This is a genomic window from Vibrio sp. bablab_jr001, assembly GCF_016464285.1.
Classification (GTDB): domain Bacteria; phylum Pseudomonadota; class Gammaproteobacteria; order Enterobacterales; family Vibrionaceae; genus Vibrio; species Vibrio fluvialis.
On record NZ_JACDWZ010000004.1, the window covers coordinates 1 to 20,224 of the forward strand.

Genomic DNA, 20,224 nt, shown 5'->3' on the forward strand with positions numbered 1-20,224 from the left:
ATCCATTAGCGCCCAACACGGCTTGGGTAACGGATATTACGTACATCAAAACGCATGAAGGCTGGCTCTATCTTGGCGCTGTAATGGACTTGTTCTCACGACGAATAATTGGTTGGTCAATGGGCAGTCGTATCACCAAAGAGCTTGCGTTAGATGCTTTATTAATGGCGGTATGGCGTCGTAAACCTGCTGGCAAAGTGCTGGTTCATTCAGATCAAGGAAGCCAATACACGAGCCATGATTGGAGTGAGTTTCTAAGCGCTCATGGTTTGGAAGGTAGCATGAGCCGTCGAGGCAACTGCCATGATAACGCAGTAGCAGAGAGTTTCTTCCAACTGCTGAAACGTGAACGAATTAAGCGAAAAATCTATGCGACCAGTATGCCAGCCACTTTACTGATTTCGATAATACGGATGCTTTAGGAGCCGGGAAAGACAGTGAATTCAATTTAGGTGTACAGGCGGAGGTTTGGTGGTAAGCAGATAAAACATCATTGATGTTGATTGCTGTATAGCAAACCATAATCCGAGTGGTATTAAATCACTCGGATTTTTATGTAAGCAATTCATGAGCCACACTATTACTTATGCATGATTGAGCACTTTCATTGCAGATGTAATGGTGTCTATCGGGGTTTATCAGAAAGGTAAAATACTTTTATGACATTATTGTCATTCTTTGGTCAGGCGAAGTTCAGGTGTGACTCTTTATACTGACTCCGTTCCCTAGTTTACTGATGATATAGAACATCATCATAATCGTATTTTGGCTTTGTTGCTTAAATCGGTGGAACTAAATCAAAAATCTACGATCTGATCGGCTATACCCATCAATCGTCGTAGCCTCATGCCTAAACCTCGTTACAAAACAACTAACTGGAAGCAATACAATAAAGCCTTAATCAACCGTGGTTCTCTGACCTTTTGGATTGATGAGAAAGCGATAGCCGAGTGGAAGCAAAACAAACAAGGCAAGCGTGGTAGACCTCGCCGATTCAGCGACTTAGCCATTACTACCGCACTGATGGTGAAACGCGTTTTCTCTATACCATTGAGAGCGTTGCAAGGTTTTCTAGACTCAGTATTTAAGCTGGCTAACATCCCGCTTGTTTGCCCGCACTACACCTGTATAAGCCGCCGAGCTAAGGAAGTTGAGGTTTCATTTAAAACCAAAACCAGAGGTGCGATACAACATCTGGCAATTGATGCCACTGGCCTCAAGGTTTATGGCGAAGGTGAATGGAAGGTCAAGAAGCATGGAACTGATGGGAAGCGAAGAGTCTGGCGTAAGCTGCATATCGCGGTAGATACAAGCACCCACGAAATAGTCGCAGCAGAGCTGAGCTTATCTAACGTAACTGATGCCGAAGTGCTCCCCAACTTACTCAAGCAGACACGTCGTAAAATCGTTGAGATATCAGGCGATGGCGCTTATGACACAAGGAATTGCCATGATGCCATACGGATCAAGCGAGCTGTTCCGCTCATCCCGCCAAGAGAAGGAGCAGCCTTCTGGGAACAAGGGCATCCTCGTAACTTAGCGGTAGGTTGCCAGAAGCTCTACGGCTCCAACAAGAAGTGGAAAAAGAGGTATGACTATCATAAGCGCTCTCTGTCAGAGACCGCAATGTACCGAGTAAAACAGTTGCTAGGTGGGAAATTAAGTCTAAGAAATTACAATGCTCAGGTTAGCGAGACTTACGCTATGATCAAAGCGCTGAACAAGCTTACAGGGCTTGGTATGCCTGAAACTCGGTATGTTGTTTAAGAACTGATCAACATGGGGCTACCATGTCTTCTCACCGAATTAAGCAACAAAGCCTCGTATTTTTCATTCAATCCTGCCTTATGTTTGAAGCTGAGCTTATTGCTCAGCTCTTTTTTTACTTGCGAGATAAACCATTGGAGGGATGACAATCCATTGTAAAAATGGAAAAAAACCTATGCCAATTATTGGCACAATCGGCATAAGCGGGTCATATTCCCAGCGCGAATAAAATCCAGTATTGATGTGCTCCAGCACAATGGTCGATGCCATTCCTGGAAGAATAAAAAGAAAAACATCCACTAAAGAAGCGGTTGATAGCCAATGCTTTTTGTTTGTGTAGAAGACAAAATAGTATGAAATAACAGCTATGACACCATCCCCCAGAGAAGCCTGAGTGCACATCCAGTTCATTGCTGGCAGGTCTGTCGACTGAGAGAACGTAAATAATGGCATCTGCCACATCTCCCAGAAGAAGTGTATGAAAAAAGAATAAAGGAAGACATATAAGGCAGAATAGTTTCTATTTGAGCCTGATTTATATATGACTGTCATGTCGAATTATCTACAGTAAACATCGGTTACAGATCAGTGATTCGTATCGTTTATAAATTGCAATAAGAGTCACTTGATGGGGAAAAGTTACTTTGATTGTAGCTTAGTGAGTTAAATTGAGCCCCAAAAGATAACTCTTGGGGCTTATCGGGGTTAAAGCGTCATGTTTTTAGTCATACCCGCTTCAGCGTGGCCCGGAACATTGCATGCAAGCTCTACATTTGTATCACCATGGAAATGCCACGTTAGCTGTTTGGCTTTTCCTGGCTCGACAGTGACTGAGTTGCCTGAATCATGCATGTGTTGGCCGCCCATTTTTCTCATCATTTCTCGGTGTTCTAACTGCTCTTTTGCAGAACCAATCGTAAATTCGTGGTTGATTTTTCCGGTATTCATAACCACAAACTGAACAACGTCATTAGGTTCAATGTTTACCTCTTGTTTAAAGGTGATTTTCATATCGTCTGAGAGCATGACATAAGCAATTTTAGTCGGTTTTACGCCTGGGGCAGGCATGCCGACATCTGACATCCCTTCTGAACTCATCGTATTGCCATGATCCATTGTTCCTTGGTTAGTCATTGTCATATCCGCTAGTGCAACAGAAGAGCTTACCGTCAGGGCAATAGCTAGTGCGAGTTTTTTCATATGTATATTCCTTAATATTGGAGCTGATATTTACTTTGTTTCATGCTGTTTCCACAACTTAAAGATTGCTGGGATAACGAGCAGAGTCAGTAGCAGGGCAGATGCCATACCACCAATCATGGGTGCAGCAATGCGCTGCATAATTTGGGAGCCGGCGCCTTCTCCATACATAATGGGGATAAGGCCCATAATAACAGTGATGACAGTCATCATTACCGGGCGGACACGCAGTCCGGCACCTTCGCGAATGGCGTTGTTCAGGTCATCAGGCATTAAGGGCACTTTTTTATCCTGAGCTTTAAGCTTGGTGAAGTGCCAGGCCTGATTCAGGTAAACCAGCATGATGACTCCAATTTCAACGGCCACACCTGACAGAGCGATAAAGCCGACCCCTACAGCGATAGACATGTTGTAATTGAGAGCGTACATGAGCCATAAACCACCAACCATAGCGAGTGGCAGAGTGGTCATTATGATCAGTACTTCTCCAACACGACCGAAGCTGAAAAACAGCAGTAGCGTAATAATGGTGAGGGTAATTGGAATAACAATGCTGAGGCGCTGTTTAGCACGTTCCATATATTCATACTGACCAGACCAGGCAAGTGAATACCCTGATGGGAGTTTCAGCTCGTCCGCCACACGTTTTTGAGCCTCACTGACGTAAGAGCCTAGGTCACGGTCTTCAATGTCGACAAATACCCAGCCATTCGGGCGGGCATTTTCGGTTTTAATCACAGGAGGACCGTCTTCATAGCGAACATCTGCGACATCTGCCAACGCAATTCGGGCACCGTTTTGAGTGACTAATGTTAAGTTTTGCAGTTTATCGACCGAGTCGCGGTAGTCTTGTGGATATCGAACATTGATAGGATAACGCTCAAGCCCTTCAATGGTTTCACCCACATTCATTCCGCCAACAGCCGTTGATACCACCTGTTGAACATCTTTGATACTCAAACCGTAGCGTGCAGCGGCGCGACGTTTGATATCCACAGTAACGTAGCGTCCACCGGCAACACGTTCTGCATACACGGAAGCGGTACCTCTTACACCATTTAAGATAGGTTCAAGCTCAGAGCCAATACGTTCAATCGTTTTTAGCTCCGGACCGACAATTTTAATGCCAATAGGCGTTTTGATCCCGGTAGAGAGCATGTCTATACGGGTTTTAATCGGCATTACCAAGGCATTGGTGACACCGGGGAACTGGAGCAATCTATTGAATTCTTTACGCAGAGATTCTGTTGTGACTCCTTCCCGCCATTCTTCGTGAGGTTTCAGTTGAATAACCGTTTCGATCATCGTCAGTGGCGCTGGGTCAGTTGCAGTATCGGCACGGCCAACTTTACCCCACACCGATTTTACTTCCGGAACGGTTTTTATCAGCTTGTCCATTTGTTGCAATAATTCACGGGCTTTACCAACGGAAATACCAGGGAAAGTGGTTGGCATATACATCAAATCGCCTTCATCCAGAGGAGGGATGAATTCACTGCCAAGTTTGCTGGTTGGATAGTAAGCGGACGCCATCAGGGCAATGGCGATGACTATCATCGATTTTGGATAATTAAGGCTAATGTTAAGCAGCGGACGATACAGTCCAACCAGTATTCTGTTTACCGGATTTTTATGTTCAGGGAGAATTTTACCACGGATAAAATAGCCCATTAATACAGGGACTAATGTCACCGCCAGGCCCGCCGATGCCGCCATCGCATAGGATTTCGTGAAAGCGAGAGGTGAGAACATTTTGCCTTCCTGTCCTTCGAGTGCAAACACTGGCACAAAGCTCAACGTAATAATAAGCAGTGAGAAGAATAGTGGAGGACCCACCTCCTGAGCCGCATCCCCAATGATTTGCCAGCGGTTCTTATCGGTGAGCGGTGTTCGTTCTATGTGTTTGTGCACATTTTCTATCATTACGATGGCACCATCCACCATCGCACCAATAGCAATGGCAATACCACCCAGTGACATGATATTCGCATTGATACCCTGCCAGTGCATAACAATAAATGCAGACAGGATACCGACAGGCAGGCTCAGCGCGATAACTAAAGATGAACGAATGTGGAACAGGAACAGTGCGCAGACAATCGCCACAACAATGAACTCTTCCGCCAGTTTTTTCCAAAGGTTATCAACGGCTGCATTAATCAGGGTTGAACGGTCATAAGTCGGAACAATCTCAACACCTTCTGGCAGGCCGAGTTTCAACTCCTCCAGTTTGGTTTTGACATTACTGATTACCTTGCTCGCATTCTCGCCAAAGCGCATCACAATAACGCCACCCACAGCTTCACCTTCACCATTGAGTTCGGAGATACCACGGCGCATCTGCGGGCCGACTGAGATATCAGCGATATCACCCAGCATCAGAGGTGTCCCTTCTTTCGTAACTTTGAGTGGTAACGCTTGGATGTCCCCAATACTGGTCAGGTAACCGGTAGTACGGACCATATGTTCCGCTTCAGCAACCTCGATAACGGATGCCCCTGTCTCCTGGTTACCGTTTTTAATCGCCATATTTACTTGTTGAAGTGTCAAGTTATAGGCTCGTAGTTTTGCCGGATCAATCTGGATCTGATATTGCTTAACCATGCCGCCAACGGTAGCCACTTCTGATACACCATCGACAGTTTGCAGTTCGTATTTCAAGAACCAATCCTGCAAACTGCGCAACTGCGCTAAGTCATGCTGTCCGGTTTTATCCTGCAATACGTAACTGAACACCCAACCGACACCGGTCGCATCTGGCCCAAGTGTTGGTTTGGCATTTTCAGGCAATTTAGGCGCAACCTGACTTAAATATTCCAACACACGGGAGCGAGCCCAGTACATATCGGTTTTATCATTAAAAATGATATAGACGTAGGAGTCGCCGAAGAAAGAGTAACCACGAACGGTTTCCGCACCGGGTACAGCCAGCATTGCTGTCGTGAGTGGGTACGTAACCTGATCTTCCACTACCTGTGGTGCCTGTCCCGGATAGCTGGTTTTGATGATAACCTGCACATCGGAAAGATCCGGAATGGCGTCGACCGGGGTATTCTTAACACTAAACAGGCCCGCTGCGACCAGAGCAACTGTTGCCAGTAACACGATAAGGCGATTGCTCAGGGACCAGCGAATAATGGCGTTGATCATTGTTCGCCTCCCAGATGTTCAATGTCTTTTAAAGAAAAGTTTTCTTTGTCTTTTTCGACTAGAAATCGGACACGGTCACCTTCCTGAAGACCGGATAGCTCAACGTCGGGGCCAACGTTGAAATTCATTTCCCCTGCATCCCAGTGCCATTCGGATACGGGTAAGTGCTGAAGGGTAATCATGCCAAAATCGGCCATCAGCATGGTGATATTGCCTTCAACCCATACGCTCTCACTGGTGCTAACACCATCAATACGCGATAAATCAGCAGATTGACTGGACTCTGAATCCAACAGGAATTGAGCGGAGGATACGACGTTACTTTTATCGGTCAGCCCTTCAAGAACTTCGACCTCATTTCCGGCTTCACGCCCGATACGGATACGCGCAGAGCGGAACTTACCTTCACCTTCAGACAGTACAACACGCGTCATGCCACCTGAACGAATGACCGCCGATTTTGGTATGGTCAGTACGGATTCATCGGTGACAGGCTGTAAGGTGATGTTGGCAAACATGTTAGGTTTCAGCTCGCCTTGTGGGTTGGGGAATTTAAGGCGCAGTCTGAGAGTTCGGGTTTGTGGATCTAAGATAGGATAGACGTAGTCAATCTCACCGTCCCACTCCTGACCCGGAAGTGCATCCAGCGTCATTTTCGCTTTGCTGCCGGCCTTAACCCATTGTGACTGACGTTCAAAGACTTCGGCATCAACCCACACGTTATCAAGCGGACCTGCACTTATCACGGTTTGAGCCGGTGACAAATATCCACCCTCTCGAACATTTAAGCTGGCAACGACGCCGTCTGCTTTCGCTTTGATGTCAATGGATTGAGACGCTCTGCCACGTTTTACGATGGATTGGATTTGTGGGAGGTCTACACCCAATGTGATGAGACGCTCGGTTGCGCCTTTGATTAATCCGCTTCGACCTGTCCGGTAAGCGTTAAGAAGTTCTTCCTGCGCCTTAACTAGTTCAGGAGAGTAAAGGGTAAACAATACATCGCCCTGATTCACTTTATCGCCGATAGCGCTGACGTTAAGTTTTTCCACCCATCCAGCAACACGTACGTTGATTTGCCATAAACGGCTTTCATCGAACACAATGTAACCTACAGTGTCGATGCTTGGTGACAGCGGTGTAAGCTGAGCCTGTACCACTTTGACACCCAAATTATTTTCAACAGAAGGATCGATTGTGACCGTTCCTGGCTTACTTTCTCCGGCGCCATCTTCGGCATAAACGGGAATTAAGTCCATACCCATTGGGGATTTACCCGGCTTATCGCGTTTGTAACTTGGGTTCATGGGTGCGACCCAGTAAAGAGGCTCATTGTTGGCTTTCGCATTACTTGCGGTATTGCTGGTTGTCTCATTACCCAAAGCCGAATGCGTTAATATCGTTTGCGCACCAAAACCCAGTGTCGCGCCAATAATGAGCGCAATGGTTGTTACGTGAATAGTTTTCATTAGTTGACCTCGTTGTTACTGCTCTGACGATGTAGCGAGTTGTGGCGTATCTACCTGATATTGGTAGCTATTGAGTAGCGCTGACAGATTGTTATTCGTCAGATTTAAATCGGTGATAAGGCGTTGATATTCGAGTTTTAGAGCGAGTTCGTCTCGGGTGGCGAGGATCACATCATTGAATTGTGCGGTGTTGTTCTGATAACCGCGTTCAGTGGCTTTCACCTGAGAAATAGCCTGGGGAATCAGTGTTGACTCAAAACGTTCAATGCGTTGTGACAGGTTGTTTTGATCAACAAATAACGAGTTGACCTTCGCATTGAGCTGTTTGAGTAAGGTATCTTTTTGAGATTGAGCAGCGCCTACCTGATATTGAGCCGCGGCTAAGTTTTGGTCCTGACGGTTTCCGGTGAATAAAGGAATGTCCATAGTGATGAAGGCGCTGACTACATCCGATGCCGGTTCACCTTTCATGTTGTTGGCCTGACGATAGCCATATGCCATTTCCACACCAAATTGTGGAGAGTAGGACTCTTTTGCAATATCGACCTGAGTTCGGCTCGCTTCAATAGAAGCATCAACCATACGAACAGTTGGGTATTGGTTAAGTCGCGAGTAGTAGTTGCCATTACTCGCGGTGTTTTCCAACGCCTGCAAAACTGACCAGTCAAGTGTATTTGAAGCCTGTAACTGATTTGCACTGAGTAACCAATCAGATCCAAGCCACTCGGATAATTGAGCCGTCAGTCTTTGTTGTGTCTGTGCATTGGCCTGAAGTTTTTCATCAAGCTTAGTGACCTGAAGCTGGGCGTTAATCAGATCCTGAGCTTCACTTTTACCGATGGAGTAGTTGGTTTGAATGAAAGCTTCCAGCTCTTCCATCAGTTGTTTATTTTCTAACAGAATCTTATGTGCTACCTGCTGATAACCCAATTCCAGCCAAACTTTTGTGATCGCATTGATGACTTCCAGCTCTCTGGCGGTCACTTTTAATTCGATTCCACTGGCTTGCTGGTTGGCTTTAACGCTGTTTAACTCAAGCGTATCCCCACGGCCAAATTGCTGTGAGATACCAGCAGAGATATTGGTCATCGCATCTTCATCGAATGCGAAACTGTCTACCGGCAGGCCTGATACCCCAAATTTGAGCTTTGGATCTTGCTGGGTAGAACTGGCTTTCCCTGTTGCTCGCATGGCCTGTGCCTGTGCATAAAATTGACGGCGAGAATCGTCATTCGTCAGTGCTGTCACGATAATTTGAGACAGCTGATTGGCGGCCATAGACTCTGCGTTACCTGGCTTTTGCTCACCAGCGTATACAGACGCACTCGTCCATGCCGCAGCGCTGATAGACAGCGCCAAAAGACATTGTTTAAATTTCACTTTTTTAATCCATCACAGAGCGCGTGACGCGCACGAGAGCTTTTCCGTATGAATTTACGGAACCTAAATATTTGAGTGGAATTAAGCGATCGGAGGTCGATAGAGGCTTTGCGTCTTACGGATAACATCACCAGAGATTGGTGATGTAACCAGAGCGAGTGAGGTACTTACAGTGATTAAAACATGAGGTGTAGCCAGAGTCGCCACAGAGGCTACGCAGGTGGTGTCACAGCAGCTTTGGGCTGTATCAGAGACGACTTCACAGTGCCCTTTAGTGCTTACAGTGTCTTTTCCCTCAATAGTTTGATGATGAGATGACATCTGCTGTGTCTGACAACTCATTAAGGAAACCATTTGTTGTAAGTCGTGCGAATTTGCGCTGTTCATCACGGTTGAACCTGATGCAAATCCAGACACAAGCAAAGCTGCTAATGTCCAGAGAGTGATCCAAGTTGTCGGAATGAAGTTTAAGCGCATACTCTATATCTATTTTTGAATGATAGTATTAAGTAAATCGATACAGCCCTATATATGTCCCAATAAAATCGATTTAAATTATTGTAAAATAAAACGCGATTCTACTTATTGGCTTTAAGTAATACAACAAAATATTTATTGCTATCGATTATTGTCACGCTCTACATAATGTACTTTAACATTAACCTTACCCACGTATTCCAGCTCACCATTTTCATTCATTCGCTCTTGTACTGTTACGAAACCGGCATTCTCTAAATGTGTTCTTTTTGAATTCACGTTAAAAGTTAGAACACGGAGTTCATCATTTAGTTCTTGTGCTGACATCGTTTTTAGATGATGCAGTTCAGATAGTGCTAGTTGATAGGCTTCATCTGACGTTGACGTTGGAGCAACAGAGACAGTTTTCATGTCTTCACGGCTGATGTAATTACCACCAATGATGTTCAACGGTTGTGCGAATACAGGAACAGTTGTCAGTGCCATTAAAGAAACAACAAGAGCAGTTTTGATTGTGTTCATGTTTTTATCCTCAGAGTTATGATTTTCAGTACTAACATTTTGGACTATTGTTACTGACATTATGCTTTCTGAAAAATGACTTTTTTGTCATAAAGTGTAGGTATGTAATCCAATTATTGGATTACATAAAAGGCTATTAACTCAATGAAGAAAGACACGTTATATGTGTAAGTTTGCTACTTCTTTGTCTGATCTACCTCGGGTTGAATTTTCTAAGTAATCGAGAATACCTCAGTGTACTAATCAACCCAGAGTCCGACGGAAGATCGTCATAGTGGACTGCCAAATTTGGCAGAGAAAAAGGAGTTTCTCCTATATAAAGTAATTCGTATTTCACTAAATTAAGTTAAAAATGCTAAGCAATTTTTGTTCGGAACCTTCTTACGAGTCTGGGCTTTTGGGCTATGAAACTTAGGTATTGAGACAAAAAAAGAATGGGGAGCGTAATTGCTCCCCATTCTTTTTTTACCGTTACTGGTGGTATTACTTTTCTTTGATGGCTTCACAGCCTTCAGGAACGGTGATGTTCGCTACGTCCTTACCTTTCTGTTGCGCCTCTTTCACATTCATTTTGTATTGAGTGCATTTGCCTACACTGGTATTTACGGCTCCCGAATCTGCGGATGGGTTTCCGCCCAGTGTTCCACCAGCAAAGGCGGAAGAGGTTGAGAAAACTAACGCTGCTGTGATGAGTAGAGATGACTTGTTCATAGTTTATCCTTACGAGTTGGTTGAGTGTGTTATTTGGATATTGGAAGTTAGAAGTTGTAGACAAAGGTGCCAGCGCTGGAGGTGACTTCGATTTCTTTCACGTTGTCCACGGTGTAGTTGTTGCTGTATCCGGTATAGGTTTGGCCGAACTTTAACGAAACGTTTCTTGATAGCTCTGAGGCTGTACCTGCTGGTAATCGGCAGTTGCCTCGGTTAATCACCACATTGCTGATTACGGTGTTGTCGGCGATAGCTTGCAGGTCAAAAACCAATGTTCCCCAATGCGAGTTAGTCGATATCGACACTTCAATATCTGCTGTTGCTGCTTGAGTCTCTTCTTGGTCGCCACAAGCGGTGAGCGCGATAAACAGGATGGTCATAGCGGCGTATCGGAGTAGGGTGCTGGTTAATGTCATAACGGTGCTCTCCTTATCGGTGAGGGAAATTCAGGGTGTACTGATTCCATCGTGTTCACGCATGAACCGCTCAAGATTGAAATCAGTCGGATAGGTAAAAGAAAACGTCGATACACTGGCCTCATTAATCAAAGGCAAGGCTAGGGTACGTATCGTGTGTTGACCGGATAATCGAAAGAGCAGCAAGAGCGCGTCACACTGAACCGAGAGTCCCAGTGGCTCAATGAGCGCCTTCTCTTGCTGCAATACTTGGCTAGATATCTTGAGCATACGGTTGTGCAGTAACGCCGTGTGTACCGCATTCAACACGTGCCGTTGCTCGTCACTCCACTCGCGAATAGTGGGCAATGCCACATGTACTTTGGCTAACCATGCTTGCTCTTTTGAATGTGCTGAAGCTATACGGGGCAAGGGGTTGCCTCTCTCCGAGGAGGACCCTTGCCCGTAATTCAGAGCATCAGGTACTAGCGGTAGTAAGTACTTGTTGGTCAGTTGCCAATAGAGCATTTCCTGCTTGTTGAGCTTCAGTAATTGCTCTGAGGTTTTACGATAAACATGGGGCATGCTCATCGAATCACACTCCACATTAAACACCTCCACAATGACTTCATCGAGGTAGCGTTTAATGCTGCGCGTGGTGCGGTGGATATCGAGTAGGGCTAACTGCTGCTGCAACTCCCTAACGGTGATCCATCGATGTTGAGGAATAAGCATCAGCGTGTGCAGCAAAGCGGATAACCCTTCAATGCTGGTTTTATTGCTCATGACTACGCTCTCAATACATCAAAGCTCCACACCGGAGTCGGACATTTAATGTCGGGAGAATAGAGGTGGGTCAGACACATAATGTCCAACGGTGAAAACAGCATCAATCGGCATCACCAAAGCGTGAGCCGATTAACATTAACGAGGCTTATGCTTATCACTGAGCTCGGCAATCGCTACCAATAACCCAATCAACAGCACCACCAGAAACCCTAAAGTGGATAGGGCTCCAATAGCGCCGAAGAACGGGGAAAGTGAAAACAGCGTGATGAGGGCAGTGACAAGTTTGATGATTTGTAGAAGAAGGGAAGTCATGAGCTATTGCGGGGTGACGGCTATCTCGTTGTAAGCGTCCGTATCGACATAGGCCAGAAAGTTATTCTCCCATAGGCGATACAGCTCTTTGGCATCACGGCTTCCTTGTATTGGTAGCCAGCCACGATAGGCCACAAAGAACTGCCCAACCCGAAAATCAAAATCCAAGTTGCGCTCTAGCTCTGGATAGTAGTTACCCATATAAGCAAAGTCGGTGATGTACTCAATGCTCCATTCTCCTGTTGAGGTTTGGCAAATTGCCATCTCAACCGGATGGAAGCCGCCTTCATCCGCGCTGTAACTTTTATCGCGAAAGTTAAACACCAGATAACGGCTGGTGGTCAGTGCTTCATTACTCAGCAAGTGAGCGGTGAATCGCTCGCTTAGCAGCTTATGCAGTTTCTTCGATACAGGTAGTGTGGAGGTAGTGAAGGTTAATTTGGACATAGTGAGTCCTCCTTGTTTCAGGATTCAAATAAGAAATGAGAGAGTGAGAATTATTGGAACGTACCGACCATCGTCAGTTGCACGTCATCAAAGACATTACGAGAAAGGTGGCGAGCAAAGGCTTTCATCCATACCGAGAGCAGCTCTTGTACCTCTGGGTGGGATAAATCCGTGCTCCCTACATCGGGTTGATAGCACCAACGGTTAGCTAGGTGAAAGTACAACTCAGGCTCAACGGTTGTGCTGTTGTCATCGGGATAAGAGAAGCTGGCAAAGAACACAACCAACCAAGGGCTTGAGGTTGACTCTCGCTTAAACTGTACCTCTATCGGGTGCAAACCTTGTCGATGTCGGTAGTAACTCATTTGACGGCAGTTCAATACGAGTCGTTCTGCGTTATCTGAGATGGTGTATCTATTAAAAAGCGCTTCCAGTGACGCATGTAAAGCGTCATCAATAGAAAGCTCACCATAATGTTGCTCAATCATAACCAACCTCTTTCAGCAAATGAGGTGCAGGTATCGCCTGTCACGATATGGTCGAGAACGCGAACATCCACCAGAGCTAAAGCGTCTTTGAGTCTTTCGGTTATGCGTCTATCGGCTTGAGACGGCGTTGAGTCTCCAGATGGATGGTTATGCGCAAATATCACTGCTGCGGCATTGACTTCCAGCACCGCTTTCACCACTTCTCGCGGGTAGACGCTGGCCGCATCCACCGTTCCCTGAAACAGCTCTTTAAACTCAATTAGGCGGTTTTGGTTATCCAGCAACAATAAGGCAAACACTTCACGCTCATGGCTGCCTAGCTTACAGCGCACATACTCTTTGGTGGCATCAGGGTTAGTTAGGGCATCACCACGCACGTAGCGCGTAGCCAGTATCTCAGCGGCATGCTCTAGAATTTCATTTTCCTGATAGCGTTGCTGTTTTTGGTAATCGGAAGTTTTGGGATTCATTTCAGGCTCCTGTCGGAATCAATGATGGGTATTCACATTGATGACATATGCCTGAATATTTTTTGGTTTAGGGTGAAGGGCTATGGTAGGCAAGAAGAAGGAGGTTGCAAGCTTCTAATGAGAGCATATGGGTTGTCAGTTTTAAGGAGGAAAGATAATGGCGTTAGAATGAGAAAGGGTAGGGCAGAATCGAGTGTGATCACAATTTATTGAGTCGCTACTCTAAATGATTTATGCCCCAAAATCATTTAACTTGAGATTCCTGACCACTCTCTCATGTCAGTTCTTGACCAACTCTCCCTAATAGCAGATTATGAGCTTAGTTGAGCATTTGCGACTATACTACAGACATGTTCTGCAATTTGTGGGAGCAAGGGATATAAAGACAGTTAGAACAGTATGCTGCTACGGTATCTGCATTTTATGAAAATATTATATAGACAATGTCTGCTGAAAAGACACTGTTAGCCCACAATCGATGTATTGTATACGGAGGAGGAATGAATTCTTGGCAAAAAATAAAGCTTAAAATCATATCCTCAGTAAACAGGATACGTTTAAATTTTCAATTAGAGAAAACACCTAAGTTTTTCGTATCGTCATACACGAAAAAGCTAAACCTTTTTTTACGTGGACGAAAAGAGTTCTTACAGCAATCAGTTTGCTTGCCGCGTTCTATGTGTTTGACAATTCCCTTTATGCTTTTCTCTTCGGTGTTGGTGTATGGCTACTTATCACTTTTGTCGAAAAAACGGTTTTTATCTATAACAGTTTTCTCGTTATGCCACTGTTAACCTATGAACACGACCCAGCAAGATTACTAGGCACTTCATTTGGAGTAGCAGTCCCCTCGGATGGTGAGCTAGAAATACCAATTGTCGGCTTTGTGGTTGCGGACGAGGAATATGGGCGTCATATGCATGAAACTTTAAAATACTGGACTGATAACAACACTCGTGACGAAGAGGGGCGTGTTTGCTTGAGTGCAATTGTTCTAAATCCAAAAGAGTACGTATTTCTGTGTTACCCAAACCTTGAGCACTGCTCTGTTGAACAATTTCATAAAGAAGTCGAGAGTAGGCGCAAAGAGAAGAGTTTAACTGATATTCATATACCGATGTTTGCTCTAACTATTATTGGTAAGCGATGTCAAATTGGTGAGGGTTCTTACTTCCCTACGTTTCGTGAAAAATATCGTGAGGGAGTGCCTGTCTTATTTCAAATATGTATGCCAGGTGAGCAAGGACAAGTTAAAGATATAGATGGTTTGGATGATTTTGTGCTGTTTAACCTAAAAATTAAAGACAAAGATCAGCTGACAAGAAAAGAAATTGAATACGACTACTTGAAAGTTATGGGCTAACAAGGCGTTAGGCTCTCAAGGAGAATAAAGATTGGACGCAGTAATAGGAAAAAACGCTGTTGTTTTATTGGGAGCAATGTTTGCAGCCCTTATTGCGGGATATTTCGCGTTTACAAATCTCGTGGCATCAAAAGAAAATAAGATATCAGAATTTAGGCAGGAGTGGATTAATTCGCTCAGAAATTCTATCGCGCGATACATTTCATCACTTACATACCTATCAACACTTTATATTCATCATTCAGCGCGACCGGAAGAAAAGCGAGATAAATTTGAAATGGCTCGAGATGTAGAAGAGGTATACGCGAGAGTCAACGAGTCATACAACGACATAATTTTTCGTATCAATGACAGTGAAAAAAATGCGGAAGGTAAGAAACTAAATGATGCCTTTTTGTCGGCGCTTTATAAAACGAGAGAACACTACCATAAGAGCGAATTGTCAGAGGCTAGAAAGGCCTGTGAGCCTTTGAGAGAGGCAAGTAAACCGCTCCTAAAATATGAGTGGAAGCGCGTTAAATCTGGCGAACTAAATTACAGAATGGCTAAATATCTTGCCATAGTTGTCTTGCTAAGCGGGCTATTAGCTGCATTTTCAAATGCCTATTACATATGGAGTGAAGGTAACAATCATCACTCCAGTGTCGAAGAAAAGCCTAACAAATCAACGCAGCCGACCACTAACGCTGTGGCTGATTGAGGCATTATACCTAATAGAGGAAACCATGGCACAAGAAGCAGCAGATATAGAAAATAGACCAAAAGAATTATTCAAGCTTCCTAATTATGGTTGCTTACCTTCTGGTAGTTTTCAAATAGATTTAAATGGTGCTCTCGGGGATTTTTTGGGTCATGACCTATTTGATCTTGATGGAAATCAGCCGATAGAGGGCAGCATACTGAAATTGACGGGTGGTCTGATTAATGTAAACCCATCAGATGAAGCTATTGAATTTTATCGTGAGCGTGGTGACGATTTTCAAATGATCAATGTAGTAGTTTGTTGCTATGCATTTGAAGAAATAGATGGTCATCTTTTTGGACTTCCATACCATGTATCGTTAAGACCTGCACAAAAAAGAGGACTACCATCATCCGTCGGAGTTGATTGGATCGATAAAATCGACTTGGAGCGCATTTTAGATGGCAACCCACATTATATGGGGTTCAATCCGTTTTCAAATGCGTTTGGTTTGTATTGTGTTGGTGAAGGAATGCCAGTTAACGAGCAAATGTGTTCAGATGTAATAGGGTTTGTTTATAACACCTATTTTCTTGCATCAAAATACGATAAGTCAGACGTTTTAGATCCCGGTTTGTGCACATCACTACTCGGTGAAAGTAAGGCTTTGCTCAATGATTACCGAAAATTTAGGTTCTCTCGATACTTTAAACCATTTGATAACATCGAACCGGTAAAAATCTGGGGGTGCGATTCTCCTATAGAGCTTTTCTTGCTTCAAGCTATGCACAGTTTCGGGCTAAAGCCTACAATTCAAACCCACATCCTAACAGACGGAACTATTTTTCCAACTTTGCAAACAATGTGGGAAGGTGGTGTTAGAACTAAAGCTTTGAGCAAGACAATCACAGAGGCTGATTTTTACTTTGCTAAACAGCGTGTGGCGATTTTTGTTGATTCTGTAGCTCATCATTCTTCTGAAGAAGCCATTGCTAAAGATAAAGCAATAGATGACAAGCTAGAAGCTATAGGAATACGCAGTATTAGAATTTCGGGTCCCGATATCATGAACTCGCCAATAGCTTGTGCTCAGCGTGTCTTCGATATCATCGAAAATTAGGTATAACAAACGTCTAAGGACTCAGTATACTTTTCCTAATCTGACAGAAACGCTATAGAGCATCAGTTCTAAATCGTTTCTGTCCATCAGTTGGCTGTGTAGGGCGATGAAGTCATACTACTAAGTCAAAATTGTCAGATCATGCATGAGTCGGCATATTTGAAAAGAGGATGCCAATGGCATCCTCTTTTTTTTCTTATGCCTAAATGACAATGTGATTCTTAACTAGCTCAGTAACTTTTTCCAGTGCTTCTTTGCGCTCTTCCAAGTAGTCATACCGATCATAGATACCCTCGACTCCTTTCAGCTTATGATTTAAACAGCGCTCCGCGATATGGCTAGGCACTTTGACTGAAGCGAGTAGGCTACGACAGGTGCGGCGTAGATCATGAACCGCAAAGTGTTTGATATCGCCCATTTTATTTGGTGGTTGTACCTTACGGCCGGGCTCTCGACCAAATAGCTTTGAAATAGCTCTGTTCAATGTGTCTTTACCCATGTGCGGTACTTTGCTTTCTCTTCTGTTAGGGAAGACGTATTCTGAACCACAAGCTCGCTGATGTAGTTCTTTAAACCATTTAATGCACAGCTCCGGAAGCGGAATCGTGAAACCTGTGCCAGATTTGCTTCGCTCCGCTGGTAGGTGCCATAAAGCATTATCTAGATCGAACTCAGTCCACTTTGCTTCTGTTAGCTCTGATTTACGAACGCCAAGACAAAGAAGCAGAGCACAAGCTAGGTAGTTGTCTCGATTGAAGCTATAAATGTTTTGGTTGAAGACGGAAAAAACATGTTTAATCTCTTCCAGTTCTAAGACCCGATCTCGGCTCTCTTCAATGCCACCAGCATCATAGTTGGAAAATGCTAGTGCAGGGTTAGACTCAATAACACCAATCTTCATACCGTGTTTAAAAAGCTGTTTACAATACATTAGCGTGTCGTTAGCTGTGGTTGGACGGCCACTGTCAGCGACTATTTGGATGATGTTGCGGATATCTAAAGGTGTAACACGTTTCAACGTGTATTGACCAATTTGTGGAGAGATCTCTTTCTGATAGATACGCTTAGGTATATTGGGGTGCTTGAGCCTTTTGGACAAATCCTTGTACCAGTCTTCGAAGAGGTCATCGATTATTTGTATATCGGCTTGCTTACTCCGTTTTCTTTCTGCAATTGGGTTAATCCCTTCGCTGATTTGCTTTCGAAACTCAGCTGCTTTCAACCTTGCATCTGCAAGAGAAAGTTCATCGACCTTGCCAATAGTCACCTCCTTTCTTTTCTTAAAAAGGGTGTACCTTAGCATCCAGTATGGTCGACCTATTCTAGGAATCATTAGATAGAAACCATCACCATCGGCATGACGACCCGTTTTTTGATCTTTTACTATCGCCTTAACTTGGTTGACAGTGAGATTGCCCATCTCTATCTCCTTGAATTTATAGCTCTAATCGAAGTTATCATTATATCACTCTCCAGAAGTGGGGAGTATGTTGTGATATTTATACTACGATGGGGAGTAAATAGCAAAATGCTACCCACTATACTCCCCGTTTGTTCATGGCTGTTGATGAATTTTATGGATGTATATGGATGGTGAAAATAAAAAAACCCTTGTAAACAAGGGTTTTGTGGAAGTGAGTGGAGTATGGGGGAATCTATTCTATATTTTGGATCTGCTCGCGCATTTGCTCAATCAGCACTTTCAGTTCTACGCCAGAGGCGGTGATGTCGGTGCTGATCGATTTGGAAGCCAGTGTGTTCGACTCGCGGTTGAACTCCTGCATCATGAAATCTAGGCGGCGACCGACTGAGCCACCTTTTTTCAGAATATTGCGCGTTTCTTTGACGTGCGAATCGAGGCGATCCAGCTCTTCGGCTACATCGGATTTCTGCGCCAATAGAATCAGCTCTTGTTCGATGCGGCTCGGGTCAAGCTCCACTTTGGCTTCTTCAAATTTGCTGACCAGACGTTCACGTTGCCAGTCGATGATTTCCGGCATGCGCGCGCGCACTTTCACCACTTCGGCGCTGATGCCATCCAGACGCTGCTCAATCAGCGCTTTCATGTTTTCGCCTTCGCGACCACGAGCTTCGATGAATTCACTCACCGCTTCGTCAAAACCTTCCAGCAGTGATTTGTTGATCGCGTCCATATCCTGTTCAGGGGTTTCCATCACGCCCGGCCACTGCATGACCTGGAACGGGTTGATACGGCTCAGTTCGCCGGTCATGTGCATGATTTGGCTCGCCGCTTTAATCACTTGTTCGGCCAGCGCTTCGTTGATGTTTAACTTGCTTTGCGCTGCCGGGTTGGCATCAAAACGCAGATGACATTCGACTTTACCGCGCGCCAGACGCTGGCGGAAACGTTCGCGTAACACGGGCTCCAGGCCACGGAACTGCTCCGGCAGGCGGAAGTAAGTTTCCAGATAGCGTTGGTTAACCGAGCGAATTTCCCACACGGCACTGCCCCAATCGCCTTTGACTTCTTTGCGTGCATACGCCGTCATGCTGTAGATCATCGATATGTCCTTGGTTTTGAATTTTTTTAAATGAACTGGCGCTAATACTAGCATAGAAAAACCCTGCGGTGGCGAGATGCACTTCCCAGTTGCGTGGCCAACTTGATGTAACGATAGGACGCAAACCTAGGATTGACGTTCGAATTCCGCTATAATTCTGCCCCAATCAAATCCGCCCCCTCGATGGCGGCTCACCCAACACAGGTAAAAACCTTATGCGTCCAAATAACCGCGCTGCGGATCAGGTTCGTCCGATTAACATTACTCGTCACTACACGGCCTACGCAGAAGGCTCTGTGCTGGTGGAATTCGGCAACACCAAAGTGCTGTGTAACGCAACGGTAGAAGAAGGTGTGCCACGCTGGCTGAAAGGTCAGGGTAAAGGCTGGGTAACCGCAGAATACGGCATGCTGCCACGCGCCACCCATTCGCGCACACGTCGTGAAGCGGCGAACGGCAAGCAAGGCGGTCGTACCATGGAAATTCAGCGTCTGATCGCGCGCAGTCTGCGTGCTGTGGTGGACTTGGAAGCGATGGGCGAACTGATGATCACTGTGGACTGTGACGTGATTCAAGCCGACGGTGGCACACGTACCGCATCGATTTCTGGTGCCAGTGTTGCGATGGCTGATGCGTTCGACAAACTGGTCGCGGACGGCAAACTGAAGAAGAACCCGATGAAAGGCCATGTCGCGGCAGTTTCAGTGGGGATTCTGGGTCAAGACGTATTGTGCGATTTGGAATATGTGGAAGATTCGGCGGCAGACACCGATATGAACGTGGTGATGACCGAAGAAGGCAAGATGATCGAAATTCAGGGCACGGCCGAAGGCGAACCGTTCAGTCACGAACAGTTGCTTGATTTGTTGGCGGTGGCCAAGAAAGGCATTGCAGATATCGTCTCGGCGCAGAAGGCGTCGTTAGAGAATTGATGTTTAGCTCCCGATTGGGGGCTATTTT

The 20,224-nt window shown here is 45.1% G+C and carries 20 protein-coding genes and 1 pseudogene; 6 read left to right on the forward strand and 15 right to left on the reverse strand.

What is annotated here, in order from left to right; all coding sequences use genetic code 11:
• Positions 1–377: pseudogene (locus JIG40_RS00155) on the forward strand (IS3 family transposase); the annotation flags it as partial.
• Positions 378–846: 469 nt separating this feature from the next.
• Complete coding sequence (locus tag JIG40_RS00160; RefSeq protein WP_014204087.1) at positions 847–1,767, forward strand: IS5 family transposase; 921 nt, start codon at positions 847–849, stop codon at positions 1,765–1,767.
• A 96-nt stretch (positions 1,768–1,863) separates the two neighbouring features.
• Here JIG40_RS00160 and JIG40_RS00165 read toward each other — a convergent pair whose 3' ends face one another.
• The 13 genes from JIG40_RS00165 to radC all read right to left on the reverse strand — a co-directional run bounded on the left by JIG40_RS00165 (position 1,864) and on the right by radC (position 13,577).
• The gene (locus JIG40_RS00165; RefSeq protein ID WP_148227968.1) at positions 1,864–2,220 is read right to left on the reverse strand and encodes a hypothetical protein; all 357 of its coding nucleotides are present in this window, start codon (positions 2,218–2,220) and stop codon (positions 1,864–1,866) included.
• 252 nt (positions 2,221–2,472) lie between these two features.
• Positions 2,473–2,967 carry a copper-binding protein gene (locus JIG40_RS00170; protein WP_014204085.1) on the reverse strand — a complete coding sequence of 165 codons (495 nt, stop codon included), beginning with the start codon at positions 2,965–2,967 and terminating at the stop codon, positions 2,473–2,475.
• A 30-nt stretch (positions 2,968–2,997) separates the two neighbouring features.
• Positions 2,998–6,117, reverse strand: coding sequence for an efflux RND transporter permease subunit (locus JIG40_RS00175; RefSeq protein WP_014204084.1), 3,120 nt, complete (start codon positions 6,115–6,117; stop codon positions 2,998–3,000).
• Positions 6,114–7,586, reverse strand: coding sequence for an efflux RND transporter periplasmic adaptor subunit (locus tag JIG40_RS00180; RefSeq protein ID WP_014204083.1), 1,473 nt, complete (start codon positions 7,584–7,586; stop codon positions 6,114–6,116). The genes JIG40_RS00175 and JIG40_RS00180 overlap by 4 nt, the downstream gene beginning before the upstream one ends.
• A gap of 15 nt (positions 7,587–7,601) precedes the next feature.
• Complete coding sequence (locus JIG40_RS00185) at positions 7,602–8,864, reverse strand: TolC family protein (protein WP_148227992.1); 1,263 nt, start codon at positions 8,862–8,864, stop codon at positions 7,602–7,604.
• Between the two features lie 720 nt (positions 8,865–9,584).
• Entirely contained in the window at positions 9,585–9,965 is a 381-nt protein-coding gene (locus tag JIG40_RS00190; RefSeq protein WP_014204081.1) for a DUF3316 domain-containing protein, read from the reverse strand.
• Between the two features lie 483 nt (positions 9,966–10,448).
• A complete protein-coding gene (locus JIG40_RS00195; RefSeq protein ID WP_014204080.1) occupies positions 10,449–10,676 on the reverse strand; it encodes a hypothetical protein in 228 nt (75 codons plus the stop codon).
• Between the two features lie 47 nt (positions 10,677–10,723).
• A complete protein-coding gene (locus JIG40_RS00200; RefSeq protein ID WP_041942441.1) occupies positions 10,724–11,092 on the reverse strand; it encodes a hypothetical protein in 369 nt (122 codons plus the stop codon).
• A 30-nt stretch (positions 11,093–11,122) separates the two neighbouring features.
• Positions 11,123–11,857, reverse strand: a complete 735-nt coding sequence (locus tag JIG40_RS00205) for a transcriptional regulator (RefSeq protein WP_014204078.1) — start codon at positions 11,855–11,857, stop codon at positions 11,123–11,125.
• A gap of 138 nt (positions 11,858–11,995) precedes the next feature.
• Positions 11,996–12,172, reverse strand: coding sequence for a hypothetical protein (locus tag JIG40_RS00210; protein ID WP_001914530.1), 177 nt, complete (start codon positions 12,170–12,172; stop codon positions 11,996–11,998).
• 3 nt (positions 12,173–12,175) lie between these two features.
• Entirely contained in the window at positions 12,176–12,619 is a 444-nt protein-coding gene (locus JIG40_RS00215) for a DUF2787 domain-containing protein (RefSeq protein ID WP_000041085.1), read from the reverse strand.
• Positions 12,620–12,669: 50 nt separating this feature from the next.
• Positions 12,670–13,107, reverse strand: coding sequence for a DUF2787 domain-containing protein (locus JIG40_RS00220; RefSeq protein WP_014204077.1), 438 nt, complete (start codon positions 13,105–13,107; stop codon positions 12,670–12,672).
• Positions 13,104–13,577 (reverse strand): DNA repair protein RadC, encoded by a 474-nt coding sequence (gene radC / locus JIG40_RS00225; protein ID WP_001915017.1) that lies wholly within the window; start codon positions 13,575–13,577, stop codon positions 13,104–13,106. Before radC ends, JIG40_RS00220 begins: the two co-directional genes overlap by 4 nt.
• 661 nt (positions 13,578–14,238) lie before the next feature.
• Between radC and JIG40_RS00230 the strand changes: the two genes are divergently transcribed.
• Genes JIG40_RS00230 through JIG40_RS00240 form a run of 3 tightly spaced genes read left to right on the forward strand, consistent with a single transcriptional unit; the run spans position 14,239 to position 16,742 of the window.
• Complete coding sequence (locus tag JIG40_RS00230) at positions 14,239–14,940, forward strand: hypothetical protein (protein WP_041942439.1); 702 nt, start codon at positions 14,239–14,241, stop codon at positions 14,938–14,940.
• A gap of 31 nt (positions 14,941–14,971) precedes the next feature.
• Positions 14,972–15,640 (forward strand): hypothetical protein, encoded by a 669-nt coding sequence (locus tag JIG40_RS00235; RefSeq protein ID WP_049781620.1) that lies wholly within the window; start codon positions 14,972–14,974, stop codon positions 15,638–15,640.
• Positions 15,641–15,665: 25 nt separating this feature from the next.
• Positions 15,666–16,742, forward strand: a complete 1,077-nt coding sequence (locus JIG40_RS00240; RefSeq protein WP_041942438.1) for a hypothetical protein — start codon at positions 15,666–15,668, stop codon at positions 16,740–16,742.
• A gap of 202 nt (positions 16,743–16,944) precedes the next feature.
• Here the strand turns inward: JIG40_RS00240 and JIG40_RS00245 are convergent, their stop codons facing one another.
• Positions 16,945–18,162, reverse strand: coding sequence for a site-specific integrase (locus JIG40_RS00245; RefSeq protein WP_014204074.1), 1,218 nt, complete (start codon positions 18,160–18,162; stop codon positions 16,945–16,947).
• 235 nt (positions 18,163–18,397) lie between these two features.
• Positions 18,398–19,264 (reverse strand): YicC/YloC family endoribonuclease, encoded by an 867-nt coding sequence (locus JIG40_RS00250; RefSeq protein WP_047463205.1) that lies wholly within the window; start codon positions 19,262–19,264, stop codon positions 18,398–18,400.
• A 215-nt stretch (positions 19,265–19,479) separates the two neighbouring features.
• Here JIG40_RS00250 and rph point away from each other — a divergent pair, with 215 nt between their 5' ends.
• Complete coding sequence (gene rph / locus JIG40_RS00255) at positions 19,480–20,196, forward strand: ribonuclease PH (RefSeq protein WP_020332543.1); 717 nt, start codon at positions 19,480–19,482, stop codon at positions 20,194–20,196.
• Positions 20,197–20,224 lie beyond the last annotated feature (28 nt).